This window comes from Pseudoalteromonas sp. NZS100, from assembly GCF_015864815.1.
Classification (GTDB): domain Bacteria; phylum Pseudomonadota; class Gammaproteobacteria; order Enterobacterales; family Alteromonadaceae; genus Pseudoalteromonas; species Pseudoalteromonas distincta.
This window is the reverse complement of record NZ_JADYWM010000019.1, coordinates 41,074-60,753: the sequence shown is the minus strand read 5'-3', so window position 1 is coordinate 60,753 and position 19,680 is coordinate 41,074. Positions and strand designations below refer to the sequence as shown.

At 39.7% G+C, this 19,680-nt stretch carries 18 protein-coding genes; 9 read left to right on the top strand and 9 right to left on the bottom strand.

Translation table 11 applies throughout. The annotated features are described in order from the left end of the window. The first annotated feature begins 9 nt into the window (after window positions 1-9). A complete protein-coding gene (locus I6E69_RS16815) occupies window positions 10-1,146 on the top strand; it encodes a PilT/PilU family type 4a pilus ATPase (RefSeq protein ID WP_024596219.1) in 1,137 nt (378 codons plus the stop codon). 74 nt (window positions 1,147-1,220) lie between these two features. Here I6E69_RS16815 and ruvX read toward each other — a convergent pair whose 3' ends face one another. The 6 genes from ruvX to I6E69_RS16785 form a co-directional block, all read right to left on the bottom strand. After that, on the bottom strand, window positions 1,221-1,670 hold the full coding sequence (gene ruvX / locus I6E69_RS16810) for a Holliday junction resolvase RuvX (protein WP_002961947.1): 450 nt from the start codon (window positions 1,668-1,670) through the stop codon (window positions 1,221-1,223). 37 nt (window positions 1,671-1,707) lie between these two features. Then, complete coding sequence (locus I6E69_RS16805; RefSeq protein WP_002961948.1) at window positions 1,708-2,265, bottom strand: YqgE/AlgH family protein; 558 nt, start codon at window positions 2,263-2,265, stop codon at window positions 1,708-1,710. A 115-nt stretch (window positions 2,266-2,380) separates the two neighbouring features. After that, on the bottom strand, window positions 2,381-3,331 hold the full coding sequence (gshB, locus tag I6E69_RS16800; RefSeq protein ID WP_154903711.1) for a glutathione synthase: 951 nt from the start codon (window positions 3,329-3,331) through the stop codon (window positions 2,381-2,383). Between the two features lie 54 nt (window positions 3,332-3,385). Beyond that, window positions 3,386-4,120: a 16S rRNA (uracil(1498)-N(3))-methyltransferase gene (rsmE, locus tag I6E69_RS16795; protein ID WP_002961950.1), complete on the bottom strand. Its 735-nt coding sequence runs from the start codon at window positions 4,118-4,120 to the stop codon at window positions 3,386-3,388. 69 nt (window positions 4,121-4,189) lie between these two features. Beyond that, on the bottom strand, window positions 4,190-4,690 hold the full coding sequence (locus I6E69_RS16790; RefSeq protein ID WP_082007357.1) for a hypothetical protein: 501 nt from the start codon (window positions 4,688-4,690) through the stop codon (window positions 4,190-4,192). Window positions 4,691-4,755: 65 nt separating this feature from the next. Beyond that, the gene (locus I6E69_RS16785) at window positions 4,756-5,649 is read right to left on the bottom strand and encodes a hypothetical protein (protein WP_002961952.1); all 894 of its coding nucleotides are present in this window, start codon (window positions 5,647-5,649) and stop codon (window positions 4,756-4,758) included. 77 nt (window positions 5,650-5,726) lie between these two features. On the opposite strand from I6E69_RS16785, the gene glnE reads away from it, so the two are divergent. Beyond that, window positions 5,727-8,522, top strand: coding sequence for a bifunctional [glutamate--ammonia ligase]-adenylyl-L-tyrosine phosphorylase/[glutamate--ammonia-ligase] adenylyltransferase (glnE, locus tag I6E69_RS16780; RefSeq protein WP_182682834.1), 2,796 nt, complete (start codon window positions 5,727-5,729; stop codon window positions 8,520-8,522). 66 nt (window positions 8,523-8,588) lie between these two features. On the opposite strand, the gene I6E69_RS16775 is transcribed toward glnE, so the two are convergent. From I6E69_RS16775 to tolC, 3 genes are all read right to left on the bottom strand, one after another. Beyond that, complete coding sequence (locus tag I6E69_RS16775) at window positions 8,589-9,161, bottom strand: toxin co-regulated pilus biosynthesis Q family protein (protein WP_024596226.1); 573 nt, start codon at window positions 9,159-9,161, stop codon at window positions 8,589-8,591. Between the two features lie 41 nt (window positions 9,162-9,202). Then, the gene (gene lpxL, locus I6E69_RS16770) at window positions 9,203-10,132 is read right to left on the bottom strand and encodes an LpxL/LpxP family Kdo(2)-lipid IV(A) lauroyl/palmitoleoyl acyltransferase (RefSeq protein WP_197121703.1); all 930 of its coding nucleotides are present in this window, start codon (window positions 10,130-10,132) and stop codon (window positions 9,203-9,205) included. Between the two features lie 111 nt (window positions 10,133-10,243). Next, on the bottom strand, window positions 10,244-11,599 hold the full coding sequence (gene tolC / locus I6E69_RS16765) for an outer membrane channel protein TolC (protein ID WP_002961956.1): 1,356 nt from the start codon (window positions 11,597-11,599) through the stop codon (window positions 10,244-10,246). A 151-nt stretch (window positions 11,600-11,750) separates the two neighbouring features. On the opposite strand from tolC, the gene I6E69_RS16760 reads away from it, so the two are divergent. The 7 genes from I6E69_RS16760 to parC all read left to right on the top strand — a co-directional run bounded on the left by I6E69_RS16760 (window position 11,751) and on the right by parC (window position 19,605). Then, complete coding sequence (locus I6E69_RS16760; RefSeq protein ID WP_138489653.1) at window positions 11,751-12,377, top strand: NUDIX domain-containing protein; 627 nt, start codon at window positions 11,751-11,753, stop codon at window positions 12,375-12,377. Between the two features lie 26 nt (window positions 12,378-12,403). Continuing rightward, on the top strand, window positions 12,404-12,862 hold the full coding sequence (locus I6E69_RS16755) for a DUF1249 domain-containing protein (protein ID WP_002961958.1): 459 nt from the start codon (window positions 12,404-12,406) through the stop codon (window positions 12,860-12,862). After that, on the top strand, window positions 12,849-13,634 hold the full coding sequence (locus tag I6E69_RS16750; RefSeq protein ID WP_197121702.1) for a metallophosphoesterase: 786 nt from the start codon (window positions 12,849-12,851) through the stop codon (window positions 13,632-13,634). The genes I6E69_RS16755 and I6E69_RS16750 overlap by 14 nt, the downstream gene beginning before the upstream one ends. Continuing rightward, window positions 13,619-14,179 (top strand): YqiA/YcfP family alpha/beta fold hydrolase, encoded by a 561-nt coding sequence (locus tag I6E69_RS16745; protein WP_002961960.1) that lies wholly within the window; start codon window positions 13,619-13,621, stop codon window positions 14,177-14,179. The genes I6E69_RS16750 and I6E69_RS16745 overlap by 16 nt, the downstream gene beginning before the upstream one ends. 107 nt (window positions 14,180-14,286) lie before the next feature. Further along, window positions 14,287-16,176, top strand: coding sequence for a DNA topoisomerase IV subunit B (parE, locus tag I6E69_RS16740; RefSeq protein WP_002961961.1), 1,890 nt, complete (start codon window positions 14,287-14,289; stop codon window positions 16,174-16,176). Window positions 16,177-16,205: 29 nt separating this feature from the next. Beyond that, window positions 16,206-17,300 (top strand): sorbosone dehydrogenase family protein, encoded by a 1,095-nt coding sequence (locus I6E69_RS16735; RefSeq protein ID WP_024605067.1) that lies wholly within the window; start codon window positions 16,206-16,208, stop codon window positions 17,298-17,300. Between the two features lie 10 nt (window positions 17,301-17,310). After that, a complete protein-coding gene (gene parC, locus I6E69_RS16730; RefSeq protein ID WP_002961963.1) occupies window positions 17,311-19,605 on the top strand; it encodes a DNA topoisomerase IV subunit A in 2,295 nt (764 codons plus the stop codon). Window positions 19,606-19,680 lie beyond the last annotated feature (75 nt).

Here is a 19,680-nt window from a genome sequence, read left to right as displayed (position 1 = left end):
GAAATTATTATGGCTTTATCTTTAAACGACTTTTTACTCATAATGATTGAGAAAAAGGGTTCTGACCTATTTGTATCGAGTCAGTTACCTGTAAGTGCAAAAATAAACGGTGAACTAACAGCTCTCAGTGACGATAGACTGACTGATGAGCAATCGCTTGAGTTAGTAGAATCTGCAATGAGCGAAAAGCAAAAAGCAGAGTTTCATACAACGAAAGAATGTAACTTTGCGATTGCTACCGACGAAGGGCGTTTTCGTATTTCTGCTTTTTGGCAGCGCGATAGAGCAGGTATGGTTATTCGCCGTATTGTGACGCAAATTCCTGATGTGAGTGATTTAGGTCTGCCGTCTACACTGACAGATGTAATTATGTCTAAACGTGGTCTTGTCTTATTTGTAGGTGGTACAGGTACGGGTAAATCGACCTCACTAGCTGCACTTATTGGTTATCGAAACCGTAATCAACGAGGTCATATACTGACCATTGAAGATCCGATTGAATTTGTTCATGAGCATCGTAAAAGTATTATTACTCAGCGCGAAGTAGGGCTTGATACAGAAAGCTTTGAGTCGGCACTTAAAAGCTCATTACGCCAAGCTCCAGATGTTATTTTGATTGGTGAAATTCGATCGCAAGAAACCATGGAATACGCCCTAAGCTTTGCTGAAACCGGACACCTATGTGTTGCGACACTACATGCTAATAATGCGAACCAAGCGATTGACCGTATTATGCATTTAGTACCAAAAGAAAAACACGATAAGCTTAAGTACGACTTAGCACTTAACTTACGCGCCATTGTTGCTCAGCAATTAGTACCGACTGCTGATGGTGAAAGCCGTGTTGCAGCTATTGAAATATTGCTTAACTCACCAATGGTCGCTGAACTGATTAAAAATGGTGATATTGGCGGAATTAAAGAGGCAATGGCTAAGTCGAAAGAAATGGGCATGCAAACCTTTGACCAAGCGTTATTTGAGTTGTACAGACAGCAGCGAATTAACTACGCTGATGCACTGCACCATGCTGACTCGCCAAATGATTTACGCTTAATGATAAAACTGCGCAATAACGAACAACAAGGTGCGGGCTTTTTACAGGGCGTTACTATTGATGGCCTTGATGATAAAAATAGCGATCAATAATTTAAAAGTAATTAATAAAAAAGCGCCAATTGGCGCTTTTTTTATTTGTATAAAGGGTTGTTTATATAGCCAGTTTATTCACCGTAACTAGATTCAAAAAAGCTTTCTAAAATAATAACCGCAGACATATTATCTACGTTACCTTTACCTAAGTTTTTATAGCCGCCACTTTCAAAAAGTCGCGCTTTAGCATCCGCTGTTGTTAAACGCTCATCTTGTGTTTGCACAGGAATGCCATAATGATTATGCAATCTGTTGGCAAACTTTTTTGCTTTAAAGGTAACCTCTTGTGATGTTCCATCCATATTTAGTGGTAAACCAACAACCATTAAGTCAGGCTGCCACTCGGCTACTTGTACGGCGATATGGTCCCAATTAGGAATACCATCTTGTGCTTTTACAGCCTTAAGGCTAGACGCACTGCCGGTTAACTCTTGCCCAATAGCAATACCAATACTTTTGGTGCCAAAGTCAAAGCCCATTACAGTGCGTTCGCCTTGCGGCTTAAGCGATTTTTTTGTCATGTGTATCTTGTTTAAGTTTGCTAAGGGTTAGTTACTATTATGCGTGACCAGCTTCAGGGCTGAGTTGGCTAATATCAAAGCCCAACATTGAAACTGCTTTTTCCCATCGTTTTTCAACGGGGGTATCAAAAATGATCTTCGGATCGGCTTCTATGATCAACCAGCTGTTATCAAGTAACTCTTGTTCGAGTTGTCCTTGCTCCCACCCTGAATAACCAAGTGTAATAATAAACTGCTCTGGTGCTTGTGCAGTGGTTAAGTTTGCTAGAACGTCTTTTGAGGTAGTGATCATAATATCGCTACTGAGTTTTTGACTTGCTGAATAACCCGATTGGGGAGAGTGCAGTACAAAACCACGGTCAGTTTTAACGGGTCCACCTGCAAACACACTTACTTTTGCTGCGTTTTGCGTTTTGTCGTTATCAATTTCTATTTTATCTAAAAGTTCGCCAACAGTAACATCAATAGGTTGGTTTATTACCAAGCCCATAGCCCCATCTTCATTGTGCTCACAAATATAGGTAACAGCACGTTTAAAAAAAGGGTCTTGCATTGACGGCATCGCGATTAAAAAATGATTTTCTAATGACTGCATAGATTTCACCCTTTTTAGTTAATGAACTTTGAGTATGGCATAGTTATTTAAATTGACATAAAAAGCCCATTAATTGCATGAAAGGCTTAAACTAATGGGCTTTTTATTGTGGTAATTACTTACCTAATTTACGCTCAATTGCATCAAATAAAATACCTGTGATAGAAATATCATAAGCAGCTTCAATTTCGCGTACGCACGTTGGTGCAGTTACGTTAATTTCAGTTAATTTATCGCCAATAATATCTAAACCTACAAATATTAAGCCTTTTTCTTTGAGCGTAGGTGCAACAGCTTGCGCTATTTTTAAATCTGATTCGCTAAGTGGACGGGCTTCACCTCGACCGCCTGCAGCCAAATTACCGCGTGTTTCACCATTTTGTGGTATACGCGCTAAACAATATGGAATAACTTCGCCATCAACTACTAGTACGCGCTTATCGCCTTGTTTGATCTCTGGAATGTAATTTTGCACCATTGCGAAGCGGCTGCCGTGCTCGGTTAACGTTTCACAAATTACACCAATGTTGGCATCGTCTTCTCTGATGCGAAAAATCGATGCGCCACCCATGCCATCAAGCGGCTTTAAAATAATGTCTTTATGCTGTGCTAAAAATTCACGAATTTGTTTTTGGCTACGTGTAACAAGTGTGTCAGGCGTATGCTCGCTAAACCATGCTGTAAACAGCTTTTCGTTAGCATCGCGAAGGCTTTGTGGCTTGTTAATTATTAACGTACCTTCTTGTTCAGCACGCTCTAAAATATACGTCGCGTAAATGTATTCAGTATCAAAAGGAGGGTCTTTACGCATTAAAATTACGTCAAGATCGGCAAGGGCTATAGTGGCTTTTTCTTCAAGCTCATACCATTTTTCTGCATTATTAAACACTTGCGCTTTAGACGCTGTAGCGTACGACTTGCCTTTACGAAGAGATAAATCGTCCATCTCCATATAATAAATTTCGTAGCCACGTTCTTGCGCTTGCATCATCATTGCAAAACCGGTGTCTTTTTTGATGTTAAATCCACTAATAGGATCTGAAATAATACCTAACTTAATTGCCATGCGCTGTGCCTTACTATAAATGTTACTGTTTATATGAGGGTGCTTTTAGTTATTTCAATTAGCTAAATCGCCAAATTGAAGTTGTAATGCACTTAAGACCGTTAAAGCAGCTGTTTCCGTTCGTAAAACGCGCGGGCCTAAGCGAATATCTACAAACTCTAGTTGTTTGGTTAGTGCCATTTCATCGTCGGTAAAGCCACCTTCTGGGCCTACTAAAAAGCGTACGCCATCTTTAGGTACCGTAATGGTTTTAATGCTGTGCTCAGCACGAGGGTGAAGAGTGAGCTTAATTGCATCGGTTTGTTGTGCAAGCCATTGTTTTAAATCTATAGGTGGGTGAATAATTGGCACAAAATTACGCCCTGACTGCTCAGCCGCAGCAATTGCAATTTTTTGCCATTGTTGGTGTTTTTTCTCAAGACGATCGCCCATTAGTTTCACGCCACAGCGCTGACTAAAAATAGGGGTGATTTCGGTAATACCTAGTTCAACTGACTTTTGAATTGTAAAATCCATTTTATCACCACGGGATACACACTGACCTAAATGAATTTTAAGTGGAGATTCTACATCGTGAGGGTTAAGTTCTAATGGCATTACGACGACTGTTTTTTTTGTTACCTCAATTATTTCACTAAGGTATTCGCCACCTTCGCCATTAAAAATAGATACATGCTCGCCTACTTTCATGCGCAGCACTCTGCCAATATGCCCTGCAGCATCGTCATCTAAAGTTACAGGGGTGTTTAGGGCAATACTCGATGTTTGATAAATATGAGGAACTCGCATAGGGCGTCACTTACTACATAGCGTAAAAATATATATTGCTATGGTAAGTAAGCTGGGGGCTGTGCGCAATTATTTATTTTTATTAAGTTGCTCTGCAAGGTCTATTAAATCTTGTGGGGTGTGCGCTATATCGTGATGATTTTGCGAAGGTTCCGTTAACGTCTCATCGGTAACCCGGCTTAGTGTATAGCCTGTATCATCAAGATTTATTAAAAAGCGTTCTTCATGTAAGGAGTTATAAATAAAGCGCTGCTTATCACTTGCGAGTAAATAATCGGTGCTATTGAAAAGGACTCCGTGTAAATCGTGATGATCTTTTAAATAATTAATTAACTCAGAAACGCTTATTTCGTTTTCAAGATCGCAATAACTATAGTCTTTAATAAGCTCGTCAAACATCATTTTTACTAATTGGCGGGTATTACTCCCTGCAGCAATAAGTGTACTCGCTTTTGTTATGCCATTACTATTTACATAGTATTCGGCAAATGCGCGGCTAAATTCGTTGTCTATGTCAATTAACAAATAGTTCGTTATTTCAGGCGGCATAGAGCTAGGACCTTGTTGCATCTAAGTAATTACCATTATTACTTAAATGCAGACGTTTTAATTGCTGTATTTTCAGTAAAAAAGGTCTAAAGAGAAAACATACTAATAAGTAAATAACCTATAGCACAAAAAACAGCAAACTCTATGCATGCTACCCCAATATTATCTTGATGGTCTATTTCAAGAGCCGTATCAATATTTGGTAAAGAGATAACTTTTATCACATACGTTAAGCCGTAAAGTAGTATCCACATTACACCGCAATGCATTACAAGTGTAAATATGTTTTCAACCATTTTACCGTTTTGAAATGCTGCGCTAGATAAACCAGCATATACAGCCAACGCTAAGCCAATTGATTTTCCAGCATATCTTATACCAATAGATGTATTTTCTAGGTTAAAGTTACTTTGTAGTGACGCACCTTGGTTTGCTTTTGCAAAACGGTGTTCTCGTATTTTGCTATCAAGTGCAAACATCCCCTGAAGTGTAAAAAAGCTAACGCAAGCAATAAGTAAGTTGCTAAACCCTTGGGTGTGCGTCCACGTGTACAAGCCCAGAGCAATAATACAGTTAGCGATTAACATTCCTGAGTCTACCAATGCAGCACATACATTTTGTTTTAGTATGGCAGCTTCTTCATTAAACCTGTGGAGTATCCATTTTCTGTGAATTAAATGGCCCACTTTTATAAAAGTGAATAAGAGAACAATAATAATTAATACTTTTAACGGGTTTGACTGTGCAGTGCTTACGCTTATTTCGTCAAATAAAAAGGCTATAGTGGCTATAACAACCGATATTTCAGATGCAAAACTAATCCCCATGGCAAAGTTGTCGTGTTGCGCTAACTCATCTTTAAGCGCTTGTTTTGCTTTGATTTGAGTGACAACTCGTAAACAAAAAATAGTTATGCAAATAACCGCAAAACTAATGGCAATCGCAATAAAACTAGTGTTAGATAAAGACAAATATGACATGGTGATCCTAATTAAGTTAACCTTTCTAGGTTTTAATCATTCTAGTACGGTTATTGATGATATAAAAGAGAGGATTGATGAGTAACGTAAAGCAACTTCCTATTCAATTACAAAAACTTGGCTTGATGCGCTTTGAACAGTTATACCCGCAGCAAAGTAAACAAAGTGAAGTTGTAAGGTTATTAGCATTAAGCGACTTTGCTTGGCGCAGTTTAGAGTCACAACCTGATTTAAATACCTGGCTATTATGCAAAGACGAAATACAAAATAGAGTAATAGATTCTCCTTTTAAAAACCTGAATTTAGCTGACCTTGATGAAGCACAGTGTCATAAAGTACTTCGTCAATATCGTGAAAAGTACTGGCTTAAAGTCGCCTTTTTAGATTTATGCTGTAATAACCCCATTGCCGATAGTATTAATTACATAAGCCAACTGGCTGACATGCTAATTAATAGCGCCAACCAATGGGCGCATGCACAGGTGGCAAAAGTAAATGGTGAGCCGCTTGATGAGCAAAACCAAGCAATGCCGCTAATGGTATTGGGGATGGGGAAGCTTGGCGGACAGGAGCTAAATTATTCCTCTGATATTGATCTTATTTTTGCGTATCCGCGCAGCACAAAAACCCAAGGTGGCCGCAGAAGCCTTGAGGCCCAAGTGTTTTATACCAAAGTTGCACAAAAACTGATTGCAGCACTTAACCAAGCCACCGGTGATGGGCAAGTATTTAGAGTTGATATGCGCCTACGCCCGTTTGGCGAAAGCGGCCCTTTGGTTATGAGCTTTAATGCCATTGAAGATTACTACCAAGAACAAGGGCGCGACTGGGAACGCTACGCCATGTTAAAAGGGCGCTTAATTGGCACTCCTAATAAATATTGGGATGAATTTATTAAGCTTTTAAAGCCGTTTGTTTACCGCCGGTATATTGATTTTTCGGTGATTGAATCTTTGCGTAAAATGAAGTTAATGATTGCACAAGAGGTTCGCCGTAAACGCTTAACTAATAATATAAAACTAGGCGCTGGTGGTATTCGTGAAGTTGAATTTATAGTGCAAGCCCTGCAAATGGTAAGAGGTGGGCGAGAGGCTAATTTACAAACCCAATCTTTACTTAAAGCATTAAATGAGTTGGCACTTAACCAAGTTATAGATGAGCAAGAAGCAAGCGAGCTGAGGCGCAATTACCTTTATTTACGTAAAGTTGAGCAGTACCTTCAAATATTTGACGATCAGCAAACGCAAACACTCCCCGATGATGAATTGAATCAGCAGCGCTTAAATTTATTATTAGAACAAGCTGATTTTTCTGCCACTTTAAACACTATAGAAAAGGTGATGAAACAAGTTAACGGTGAGTTTGCACTTGTGATTGGCGAGGAAACCGTGCCACTTGATACCTGTGAAGGCGCATTTATTAGTGCTTGGGATCATGGTGATGTGAGCTTTTTAAAAGAGGCCAGAGATGAATGGCAAGCACCCCTTAACGATTTTAAATTAAGGCTGTCTAAGGTAAATATAGGTAACCGAGGGCGTGACACTCTTGATAAGTTAATGCCTGTTTTACTAAATCAATTAAATGACTTTAATGCCAGTGCAGCAGCTTTCACAATGGTTTGCCAAATTTTTAATAAGATAATTTCGCGTACTGCCTATTTAGAATTGCTTTACGAAAACCAAGGTGCATTAAAGCAACTTGTTTTACTGTGTTGTCATAGCAAATGGATAGGGGAGCATATTTCTCGCTACCCCATATTACTTGATGAACTAATAGACCCCGCAGTTCTTTATAAGCCAACCCCGCTCACAGCGTATAAAGATGAAATAAGACAGTATTTTTTACGAATAGAGCATGACGATTTAGAATTGCAAATGGAGTCGCTTAGGCAATTTAAGCAAACGCATCAATTACGAATTGCTGCCGCCGATGCAACCGGTGTTCTTGACGTAATGAAAGTAAGCGATCATTTAACCGTACTGGCAGAGGCGATTGTTGACCAAGCTGTTAATATTGCATGGCATAACACTGTTAAGCGCTTTGGTATGCCCCCTGGCACAGATGATGAAAATAAAGGTTTTGCTGTTATTGCATATGGTAAAACAGGTGGTTTAGAAGTCGGGTACGACTCAGATCTAGATTTGGTGTTTGTGCATAATCATGATGGCTCAAGCCTAACTAATGGTGAAAAACCGATAGATTCTCGTCAGTTTTATTTAAAGCTCGCTCAGCGCTTAATGCATTTATTTAATACCCGTACTGCATCGGGCATTTTATACGAGCTTGATACGCGATTACGTCCTGAAGGAGCCTCTGGTTTATTGGCTATCAATTTAGAGAGCTTTAATCACTATCAGCAAACTCAAGCATGGACGTGGGAGCATCAAGCACTTGTTCGGGCTCGATTAATTTTAGGTCAAAACGATCTGATAGATCGTTTTTCACAAATTCGTAAAAATATACTTTGCCAGCAGCGCGATGATACCGTGCTAAAAGCTGATGTAATAAAAATGCGCGAAAAAATGCGCGACCATCTAGCGAAGGGAAATATTGATCAATTTGATTTAAAACAAGATGTTGGTGGCATGGCTGATATTGAGTTTATTACGCAATATTTAGTACTTAAACACGCAAACGAGTTTGAACAGCTTACAGTTTACTCAGACAACGTAAGAATATTAACGGATGCGGCAAATATAGGTTGTATTACTAAAGAGCAAAAGCAGCAGTTGATAAAAGCGTATATTGATTACCGCTCGTGTTATCACGTATTGAGCTTGGAGCAAAAAGGCAAATTGATCCCGCGAGAAACGTTTTTACAAGATATTACTAACGTAACTAATATTTGGAATAGTATTTTTGAATTGAATTGAATTGAATTGAATTGAATTGAATTGAAAAACCCAAGCGCTTGCTTGGGTTTTTGTATGTGTAAACCCTTAAACCTTTAGTTTTAAACAGTTTGTACGTACAAATTCTGATGGTAACTCGGTAATAACCGCTGCTCTTTGTTTATGGCAAAAGTAAGTATAAACCTCATGCTCAAAGTCATCATTTATAGCGCGTCCAATTTGGTACAGTGCTGAAGTAAAGTTACTGTCTACTCTAAAATGATCTTTAACTACGTAATCTTTACTTAAGTACCAGTAGAGCTCAATTCCCTCGTTTTTAGCATATTGATTAAGTACATCTTTAAGGGTTGTGCCATTTTCAAAGCGCCTAGGTTCAACCTCTCCAGTCCAAGTGGTCGGCATTGGATCTACTGTTCGCGCACGTTCAGCCAATACTCTATCCAAGGTTTGTTCTGGTGTTTTAAGTTTTAAAACAAATTGATCTCGTTCTTTATTACTTTTTACTTGGTTACGAATGGAGGAGTAAAAGCGTGATAATCCTTCGGCGGCTGCATTTTTAGATTTTTTAATATCAAATACAGAACCATCACCCACTAAGAAGTATACGGCGAGTGCTATTAGCACGGCTGCAAATGATAAATGTCTAATCCAAAACCACATGATTATTACCCACCTTATTTGTTCCTATTATTGTTATACCATTACTTTTTATAAAAAGAAGGGGTATTTTTATCCGGTCGAGTTTTAAAGCGACGGTGTAGCCACATGTATTGCTCTGGAGCGGCATTAACAGATTGTTCCATGCGTTGATTTACACGTGTTACATCAGCCTTATCATCACCACTTGGGAAGTTTTCAAGCTCTGGCAGTATTTCTAAGTGATATTTACCATTTTCGTCACGACGCGAGATTAAGCTCATAGTTTCGCAGTTTTTACTGCCAGCGAACATAAGAGTACCTGTTGTCGTTGCAGCGTCAGGTACTGCGTAAAATGGGACAAATTCACAGCGGTTACGGCCGTAATCTTGGTCAGGTAAGTAATAGCATACTTTTTTGTTTTTTAATGATTTTAGTAAGCCTTTTACATCTTTTCGGCCAATTAGGTATTCGTTAGAACGAAGGCGGCCATTCGTTGTAAAGTATTCCATTAGAGCGTTGTTATGAGGGCGGTAAAAGCCTAAACCTTGGCATTTTAATCCCATTACACGACTCGCCATTTCAAGATGCAGAATATGAGGTACAAGTAATAAAACACCTTTACCAGATGCCTGAACGCGCTCAAAGTGCTCCAAACCTTTGATTGAGCCATATACACTTTTTACTCGCCACTGCGGCCACCACCAAGCCATGCCGGTTTCAACCATTGCAATGCCGGTGTTTTCCATATTTTTGAGTACAAGTTCTTTTTGATCTGCTTCGCTCATATCAGGAAAACACAGCTTAATATTTACTTCTGCAATATGGCGACGGCGCTTCATAAATTTATGGACTAAGCGGCCAAGTTGCTTACCCATTGCCAGCTGTAGCTTTTGTGGTAGCCAAGAAATTAAGTATAAAAATAAAACGCCAACCCACGTTAGCCAGTATCGAGGGCCTAAAAAAGATGCTTTAAAAGGAGATGAGGTGACCACAAAAATCTCTCTGAGAATAAAAACGATAGTTTAACGCTAAGCGCTATAAAATACAAAAAGCCAGCTACATGCTGGCTTTGAATAAATCTATATTATGTTTAGCTGTAAAAGTTAAGCTGATTTTAAACCTTGGTTTATAGCAACTAAATCTTCACTTGTTAGTGTACCCGCAGCTTGTTTTAAGCGAAGGGTAGATAACACATAACGGTAACGCACATCAGCAAGGTTACGTTTTGCATCGTATAAATTTTGCGTACTCACTAGTACGTCAACAATGGTACGAGTACCTACTTCAAAACCGGCTTCAGTTGCTTTAAGGGCACTTTGAGCTGAAACAACCGCTTGCTCTAGCGCTTTGTAAGTCGCAATATCTGAAACAACTTGATTATAAGATGTAATTACTGTGCGAGTGACTGCGCGGTAATTTGTTTCATAATCTTGGCTCGCTGATACGTAAAACGCACGCGCTTGGTTTGTTGCAGCAACCGTTGCGCCACCTGAATATAAAGGTACGCTAAAGTTAAGCCCAACAGAACTAGAGTCTGAACGCGGTTGGTCATCAAAATTAGCGCCATTTATTTGAGTGTCTGTAAGAGAGTCACCATAACTTGCACTTAGAGTTAGTTTTGGATAATGACCTGCTTTTGCTAATTCAATTTGATCTTTTGCAATATCAACCGTTACTTTAGAGACTTGTAAGTTGATATTTTTATCTTCAGCTACTTTAACAAAGTCGCTTGAGCGCTTCGTTGGCTTAGTTGTTGAGAAAGTATCTGTATTTAAAAAGTCTAATTTTTCGTGATATTTACCAGTTATCTCACGAAGTTGCTCGCGTGCAGTTTCTACAGCATTACTGGCAATAATTTCTTGGGCTACTGAGTTATCAAACTGAGCTTGTGCTTCGTGTACGTCTGTTATAGCTGTTAAACCTACTGCATAACGTTGTTTTGTTTGCTCAAGTTGACGTGCAATGGCACGTTTTTCAGCTTCGACAAATTCAAGGTTATCACTGGCACTTAATACGTTAAAATAACCTTCAGCAACGCGTACAATTAAATTTTGTTTAGCTGCATCATATAGGCCGCTTGCTTGTAGAGCTTGCTTATCGGCAATATCTAAAGTGTTCCAAGCACCTAAATCAAATAATGTTTGGCTTAAACTTACACCACGAGAGAATTGGTCTGTATCACTTTCAACTTTAACTTGGTTAGATAAGTCGCCAACGCTTTGGTACGACGTTGCATCGCTTTTCGTATAACCCATAGTTAAACCAATTTGAGGTAATAGTGCACTCATCGCCAAATCGCTTTGGTAAGACTGCGCATCGGCTTGGGCTTTTGCTTTTAAAACAGTAGGATCGTTAGCTGTTGCTATTTCAAAAACTTGTAGTAAATCTTCAGCTTTCACTGCTGTTGCACCTAGTGCGCATGATAAACTAACTAGCGCCGCAAGAATGTTCTTTTTCATGTGGGGTTCGGTCCTTAGACAATTTTTGTACTAAAAGCATGTTAACCTGTTTTACTGCATAACAAAAAAAATAATTAGTAAAACAGTATGTTCAAGTGTAACAGAATATATTAACGCATTTTAAAGCTTTAGATAAGTAGGAGGTAGGCACGTGGTTGATAAAAAGCTCGTTCAATTTACACATAAAGATGTAAATTTAAAGCCAATAAAAAACCTTTATAAAGGTTTTTTTCAGGTTGATTTATACCAGTTTGAACATGCTCTTTTTGCGGGTGGAAAATCAGAGCTAATTAGCCGAGAAATATTAGAACGTGGCGATGCAATTGCAGTACTTCCTTACGACCCAATATCAGATACTGTTCTTTTAATTGAGCAAATACGTATTGGCGCTATTAAAAGTAAGCATTCGCCGTGGCTACTAGAATGTATAGCCGGAATGACTGACGGCAGTACGGATTACGAATCAGTTGTAAAAAAAGAAGCGTATGAAGAAGCAGGGCTTGAATTAACTGAACTTGAATTTATGCTTTCATACCTATCAAGCCCTGGTGGTACAACTGAGCGCTTACATTTATATTTAGCGCGTACTGACTTAAGCCAAGTAGAATCAGGTGTATATGGTCTTGAAACTGAAGGCGAGGATATAAAAACTCATATTTTATCGGTTGATGATGCGCTAATGCGCCTCAATAACGGTGAAATGGATAATGCGGCAACGGTTATTTGTATGCAGTGGCTTGCGCTAAATCGCGAGAAAATGGCAAGTAAATGGGCATAAACTCTTACTAATATTATGGCGGAACTTTGACAGCACAATTAGCAACAAATCGATATATTCAAAGCCTCCCAAAGTATTTAACACTTTGTGAGCATAACTATGTGCGACTATTAAAGTTGTTACCGAGCGAGCGCAATATAGGAAGCATTCGTGAAGTAAAACTTGGCAACAGTGAATTTGCTACAAAAATTGATGGCAGCGCAAAATACACTATGGATATTTCAATTAAGCAGCTAACAGGAATGGTTAAAGGGATAGCGCCGCTGTATTTAACGGCTCGCTTGTATCATGATGCGAAAGTAGCTGAAATTATTCATCACGATTACCATCAACGCATAAAACCATCGTACGGATACCCCAACCCTAAAATGCATCAAAAAGATGAAAAGTATCAACTTAATGCTTTTTTATACGACTGGTTAGTGGCCTGTGTAGAGCACGGGCAAGCAACATTAAATTGGGATGTAAATAATGGCTTGGTTTGATGATACATATACATTTGATAAATCATCTTTGTGCATTGCGCATATTACCGACAGCCATTTATTTGCAGATAAAAAGGGTGAATATTTTAATGTAAATACTGCAGCCCATTTTGAACAAGCTTTGGCACACATCGCTGAGCAGCCAGTAGATTGCGTAATTTTTGGTGGTGATTTAACACAAGACCATAGTTTCGAATCGTACTTATTATTTAGTGAACTTATAAATGCCAGTGACATCACTTGCCCTGTATTTTGGGTACCAGGTAATCATGATGAACTAGTAATGCTTAATCGCATAAGTGGCGGGAAAATAAATTCGGCTAAACATATTATTGCTAACGGGGTTGAGCTGCTTCTTATTAATTCTAAAGGGCCCACGCCCGCAGGATGGGTTACTGGCGCGCATTTAGATGAAATAACTGATACTTTAGTCAACTCGAATAATAGTAAAGTTATCTTTTGCCATCATAATCCGCTGCCAATAAATGGCTATCTTGATAAGCACTTATTAGAAAATGGTCCACAGCTTTTAAATATTTTAGTTAATAGTAATAATGTATCTGCGCTTTTTCATGGTCATGTACACAACGATTATGAACAAAACTTTAGAGGCTTGCCTATATATGCAAGTCCTGCCAGTTCAGTCCAGTTTGTAAAATACACTCCAAAGTGGGAGCAAAAAAATGCAGGGCCTGCTTACAGAATGCTAAATATAAAGAGTAAAAAAGATAAAGTCGAAGTAAAAACGGAAGTGGTATGGCTAAGCGCGTAATTTATATTCATGGCTTTAATAGTTCACAAAAATCATATAAAGCTGTGCGCTTTGGTGAGCTTATGGCAAACTATGACGTTGATTATTGTGTACCGAACTTAAACCACGAGCCCCTACAAGCTATAATTGAGCTTGAACAATTACTAACGCCAGATACCGTTTTATTAGGTAGCTCGTTAGGTGGTTTTTTTGCCACGTATTTATCGCAGCGTTATCAAATTCCTGCAGTGGTCATTAATCCCGCGGTCGCACCTTATAATTTATTACAGTCGTTACTTGGGCCTAATTATAATCCGTATCAAGATTATCATTACGATTTAAATAACAGTCATATTGAGGCGCTGAAATTACTCGCTGTAGATAAATTAGCACATCCTGAGTTACTGTATTTATTACAGCAAACAGGCGATGAAGTGTTGAACTTTCAACACGCAGTAAAATATTATTCGCAATGCAAGCAATTGATAGAGTTTGGTGGCGATCATAGCTACGTTGAATTTGAACGCACCTTTGCAAGTATTGTAGATTTTCTTAAAATCACGTAAAACTAGTTAGCCTGAACTGAGGTTAGTTACTATATTAACGCTTTAGCGCATATAACAATAAAACTAGTAAACGTATTAGAGCCTTAGCGGATATAAAGACAAAAACTATGAGTGATCAAAATTATAACGCCGAAGCCATTGAAGTACTTAATGGATTAGATCCGGTAAAACGACGCCCAGGGATGTACACCGATACCGTACGCCCAAACCATTTAGGCCAAGAGGTTATCGATAACAGTGTCGATGAAGCTATGGCGGGTCATGCTACCCGTATCGACGTAATTCTCCACGAAGATAACTCGCTCGAAGTGAGCGATGACGGACGTGGTATGCCTATTGATATTCATCCTGAGGAAGGTATCCCTGGGGTTGAACTAATCTTCACTAAGTTACACGCCGGTGGTAAGTTTTCTAATAAAAACTATCAATTTTCGGGTGGTTTACACGGTGTAGGTATTTCTGTAGTAAATGCGTTATCTACACGTGTAGAAGTAACCGTAAGGCGCGACGCTCAACAATACAGAATGGCATTTGAAAATGGCGATAAAGTAGAAGATTTGAGCGTAATTGGTACTGTTGGTAAGCGCAATACAGGTACCACCGTTCGTTTTTGGGCTGATGTTAGCTACTTTGATTCACCAAACTACTCAATTACCAAGCTTAATCATTTATTAAAAGCCAAAGCGGTCTTATGCCCAGGACTGCGTATTAAGTTTGTTAATAAGCAAACAAAAGAAACCAAAGAATGGTTTTACGAAACTGGCTTAAAAGATTACCTAATTGAAGCCGTTAAAGGGTTTGAAACATTACCGCAAGACCCATTTGTTGGTGAATTTAAAAGCTCAATTGAAGGCGCTGATTGGGCTGTTGTATGGCTACCTGAAGGTGGCGAATCAATAGCGGAAAGCTACGTAAACTTAATTCCTACCGCACAAGGTGGTACACATGTAAATGGTCTGCGCCAAGGCTTGCTTGAAGCAATGCGAGAGTTTTGTGAGTTTAGAAATTTACTACCTCGTGGCGTAAAGCTAACACCTGATGATATTTGGGAACGTTGTAGTTACGTATTGTCGGTTAAAATGCAAGATCCACAATTTGCAGGGCAAACCAAAGAAAAACTTTCATCGCGCTCATGTGCCGCATTTGTATCGGGTGTTGTAAAAGACTCGTTTAGTTTATGGCTAAATGAACATACCGATACCGCAGAATTATTAGCTGAGTTATGTATTTCAAACGCGCAAAGCCGTTTGCGTGCAGCTAAAAAAGTCGTACGTAAACGAGTTACTGCAGGCCCTGCATTACCAGGTAAATTGACCGATTGTAGTGCTGCCGATAATGACCGAACCGAGCTGTTTTTAGTGGAAGGTGATTCTGCTGGTGGTTCTGCTAAACAAGCGCGAGACCGTGAATTTCAGGCAATTATGCCGCTACGTGGTAAAATTTTAAATACTTGGGAAGTAGAGTCGGGGCAAATACTAGCATCACAAGAAGTACATGATATTTCAGTGGCACTGGGTATTGACCCAGAATCAACAGATATGTCGGGACTGCGTTACAATAAGATTTGTATACTGGCCGATGCTGACTCGGATGGGTTACACATCGCAACATTGTTATGTGCACTGTTTGTTCGTCATTTTCCAGAGTTAGTAAAAACAGGGCATGTGTATGTTGCAATGCCGCCATTATTTAGAATAGATATTGGCAAAGAAGTTTATTACGCCCTAGATGAAGAAGAAAAAACCGCTATTTTGGCGCGCATAGAAGCCGAGAAAAAACGCGGAAAAGTAAACGTACAACGATTCAAAGGTCTGGGTGAAATGAATCCGTTACAGCTTCGTGAAACCACAATGGATCCTAATACACGACGCTTAGTGCAGCTTACGCTTGATGAAGAAGTAGAAACCATGGAAATGATGGATATGCTACTTGCTAAAAAACGTTCGCCTGATCGTCGTCAATGGTTAGAAGATCATGGTAACAAGGCGCTCGTTTAATTGCTTGTGCCTAACACTAGGAGAGACGAATGAAAAAATTACTAGGAAGTTTGCTGTTACTTGGGCTGACTAGCGCTCCTGCAATGGCTAAAAATATACTTGATAAGCTCACCGTAGCACCTGGGTTTGAAATTAGTTTATTTGCAAATGATGTAGAAAATGCACGTCAAATAGCCGTTTCAAAAAAAGGTATTGTGTATGTTGGCTCTCGTAAAGCGGGCAACGTATATGCGCTTATTGATCACAATAGCGACGGCGTAGCAGATAAAAAAATTGTTGTGGCTAAAGGCTTAAACATGCCCTCTGGCATAGCAATTAAAGATGGCGATTTATATGTAGGCGAAGTGCATCGTATTATTCGCTTTAAAAATATTGATACCCAATTAAAAGATCCAAAATTTGATGTGGTCTACAACAAACTACCAAGTGAGCGTCATCATGGCTGGAAATTTTTACGTTTTGCACCAACGGGAGAATTAATCATTCCGGTGGGTGTACCGTGTAATATTTGTGCTGAGGATGAGCGTTTTGGTCGTATTTTTGCGCTTAATGTAGAAACAAAACAAATAAAAACAATAGCTAAAGGCGTTAGAAACACAGTGGGTTTTGATTTTCATCCAGCTACTCAAGCTTTATGGTTTAGTGATAACGGTCGCGACATGATGGGCGATGATATTCCACCTGATGAGTTAAACCGTGCAACGCAAGAAGGTGAGCATTTTGGCTTTCCATATGTTCATGCCGGTGCAATTATCGACCCTGAGTTTGGTGAAGGTAAAAACATTGCCGATTACACGTCGCCAGCACTTGCACTTCCAGCGCATGTAGCACCACTAGGTATTCATTTTTATAACGGTAAGCAATTTCCAGCAAGTTATAAGCAACAATTATTTGTTGCTGAACATGGCTCATGGAACCGTTCTAAGAAGTCAGGCTATAAAGTAGGGCTAGCAACAATCGAAGTAGGTCGCGTAACTAAATATACGCCATTTATTACTGGCTTTATGAAAGACGAAACAACATTTGGACGCCCTGTTGCATTTGCAGAATTAGGTGACGGCAGTCTGTTAGTAAGCGATGATTACGCCAATGTAATTTACCGTGTAAGCTATAAGAAAAACTAGGTAAGCTTTAATGAGTGATACAGATACCTTGCTAATGCAAGGAATTGAGCAACAAACAATGGGGCGTTTTACCGAAGACGCCTATTTAAATTATTCCATGTACGTGATCATGGACCGTGCCCTACCGCATGTAGGTGATGGCTTAAAACCAGTGCAGCGTCGTATTATTTATGCGATGAGCGAACTGGGCTTGTCGGCTAACGCTAAGTACAAAAAATCAGCCCGTACAGTGGGTGACGTACTTGGTAAGTACCATCCACACGGCGACAGTGCCTGTTACGAAGCTATGGTATTAATGGCGCAGCCGTTTTCTTATCGCTACCCTTTGGTAGATGGACAAGGAAACTGGGGTGCGGCAGATGACCCTAAATCGTTTGCAGCAATGCGTTATACCGAAGCGCGTTTATCTAAGTTTTCAGAAGTACTGCTCAAAGAGCTTGGCCAAGGCACTGTTGATTGGACACCAAACTTTGATGGCACCATGGATGAACCTGTAGTATTGCCTTCTCGTTTACCGCATATTTTACTCAATGGTATAACGGGTATCGCCGTAGGTATGGCAACAGATATTCCGCCACATAACGTACGTGAAGTGGCTAGCGCATGTTGTTTATTACTTGATAAACCAAAAACAGAGCTTGAAGAATTACTTGAGCTTGTACATGCACCAGATTACCCAACAGATGCTGAAATAATTACCCCAAAAGCCGATATTCATAAAATATATAAAACCGGTCGTGGGTCTATCAAAATGCGTGCGGTTTACACCGAAGAGCATGGCGATATTGTTATTACAGCGCTGCCGCATCAGTGTTCAGGTGGTAAAGTACTTGAGCAAATTGCAGCGCAAATGAACGCTAAAAAATTACCTATGATTGCTGATTTACGTGACGAGTCAGATCACGAAAATCCAACGCGTATTGTAATTATTCCGCGCTCAAACCGCATTAAAGCTGAGCCATTAATGGCGCACTTATTTGCAACCACCGATCTTGAAAAAAATTACCGCGTAAACTTAAACATGCTAGGCCTAGATGGTCGCCCGCAAGTTAAAGACTTGCGCTGTATTTTAAGTGAGTGGCTAACATTTAGACGCGAAACAGTGCGTCGTCGTTTGCAGTATCGTTTAGATAAAGTATTAGCACGTTTGCATATTTTAGAAGGTTTATTAGCAGCCTTTTTAAATATCGATGAAGTGATTGAAATCATCCGCAGCGAAGACAAACCAAAGCCTGTATTAATGGAGCGCTTTGATTTAACTGATACGCAAGCAGAAGCTATTTTAGAATTAAAACTTCGTCATTTAGCAAAACTTGAAGAGTTTAAAATTCGCGGTGAGCAAGATGAACTAGCCAAAGAGCGTGATAAATTAGCGCAAATTTTGGGCTCAGAACGTCGTATGTCGACACTGCTTAAAAAAGAAATTCAAGAAGCCGCTGAAATGTACGGTGACGATCGTCGCTCGCCAGTGATTGAGCGCTCAGAAGCGAAAGCACTTAACGAAAAAGATTTAATTCCATCAGAGTCAGTCACTGTTGTGCTATCTGATAAAGGCTGGGCACGCGTTGGTAAAGGTCATGACTTAGATGTACAAGGCTTAAATTACCGTTCAGGTGATGGCTTTAGAGCCTCGGCTCGGGGTAAGAGCAATCAACCTGCTGTATTTTTAGATTCAGCAGGGCGGGCATTTGCAACAGATGCGCACAGTCTGCCTTCGGCGCGTAGCCAAGGTGAACCAATGACAGGTCGTTTTAACTTAACACCAGGTGCTAATTTTGAGCACGTGGTAATGAGTGAAGACGAGCAAGTATTGCTTATGGCGTCAGATGCAGGTTACGGCTTTATTACCGACTTTAAAGACTTAGTGAGTAAAAATAAAAATGGTAAAGCGCTGGTAAGTGTCCCTAAGGGTGGAATATTACTTTCTCCTATTAGGGTGAACGATGTTGCTAGTGATTACTGTATGGCTATTTCTAACGAAGGTCGCATGCTTTTATTCCCGCTGCGTGACTTACCAAAACTTAGCAAAGGTAAAGGGAATAAGATTATTTCTATTCCTGGAGCTAAAGTACAAGCCCGTGAAGAGTTTGTAAAAGTGCTTGCTGTTGTGCCACAAGGAAGCAGTGTTACGCTTCATGCTGGTAAGCGTAAACTAACGCTTAAACCATCTGATTTAGAGCATTATCATGGTGAGCGAGGGCGTAGGGGTAATAAACTACCGCGCGGCTTACAGCGTGTTGACGAAGCCGTTGTTGAGCTAACCCCACAAGATGATGAACCAATAGAAGCCATTAACGAAGAGTAACCAATTACTTTTTTGTATAAATAAAAACGGTCTGCAATTGCAGGCCGTTTTTGTTTTAAAGTAAAGAGCTTGCAT

Excerpts from the sequence above, each read along its gene's own strand:
- I6E69_RS16815 (WP_024596219.1), top strand. The coding sequence starts at position 10 with ATGGCTTTATCTTTAAACGACTTTTTACTCATAATGATTGAGAAAAAG.
- ruvX (WP_002961947.1), bottom strand. The coding sequence starts at position 1,670 with ATGACAAAAAAATCGCTTAAGCCGCAAGGCGAACGCACTGTAATGGGC.
- I6E69_RS16805 (WP_002961948.1), bottom strand. The coding sequence starts at position 2,265 with ATGCAGTCATTAGAAAATCATTTTTTAATCGCGATGCCGTCAATGCAA.
- gshB (WP_154903711.1), bottom strand. The coding sequence starts at position 3,331 with ATGGCAATTAAGTTAGGTATTATTTCAGATCCTATTAGTGGATTTAAC.
- rsmE (WP_002961950.1), bottom strand. The coding sequence starts at position 4,120 with ATGCGAGTTCCTCATATTTATCAAACATCGAGTATTGCCCTAAACACC.
- I6E69_RS16790 (WP_082007357.1), bottom strand. The coding sequence starts at position 4,690 with ATGCAACAAGGTCCTAGCTCTATGCCGCCTGAAATAACGAACTATTTG.
- I6E69_RS16785 (WP_002961952.1), bottom strand. The coding sequence starts at position 5,649 with ATGTCATATTTGTCTTTATCTAACACTAGTTTTATTGCGATTGCCATT.
- glnE (WP_182682834.1), top strand. The coding sequence starts at position 5,727 with ATGAGTAACGTAAAGCAACTTCCTATTCAATTACAAAAACTTGGCTTG.
- I6E69_RS16775 (WP_024596226.1), bottom strand. The coding sequence starts at position 9,161 with ATGTGGTTTTGGATTAGACATTTATCATTTGCAGCCGTGCTAATAGCA.
- tolC (WP_002961956.1), bottom strand. The coding sequence starts at position 11,599 with ATGAAAAAGAACATTCTTGCGGCGCTAGTTAGTTTATCATGCGCACTA.
- I6E69_RS16750 (WP_197121702.1), top strand. The coding sequence starts at position 12,849 with ATGGCTTGGTTTGATGATACATATACATTTGATAAATCATCTTTGTGC.
- I6E69_RS16745 (WP_002961960.1), top strand. The coding sequence starts at position 13,619 with ATGGCTAAGCGCGTAATTTATATTCATGGCTTTAATAGTTCACAAAAA.
- parE (WP_002961961.1), top strand. The coding sequence starts at position 14,287 with ATGAGTGATCAAAATTATAACGCCGAAGCCATTGAAGTACTTAATGGA.
- I6E69_RS16735 (WP_024605067.1), top strand. The coding sequence starts at position 16,206 with ATGAAAAAATTACTAGGAAGTTTGCTGTTACTTGGGCTGACTAGCGCT.
- parC (WP_002961963.1), top strand. The coding sequence starts at position 17,311 with ATGAGTGATACAGATACCTTGCTAATGCAAGGAATTGAGCAACAAACA.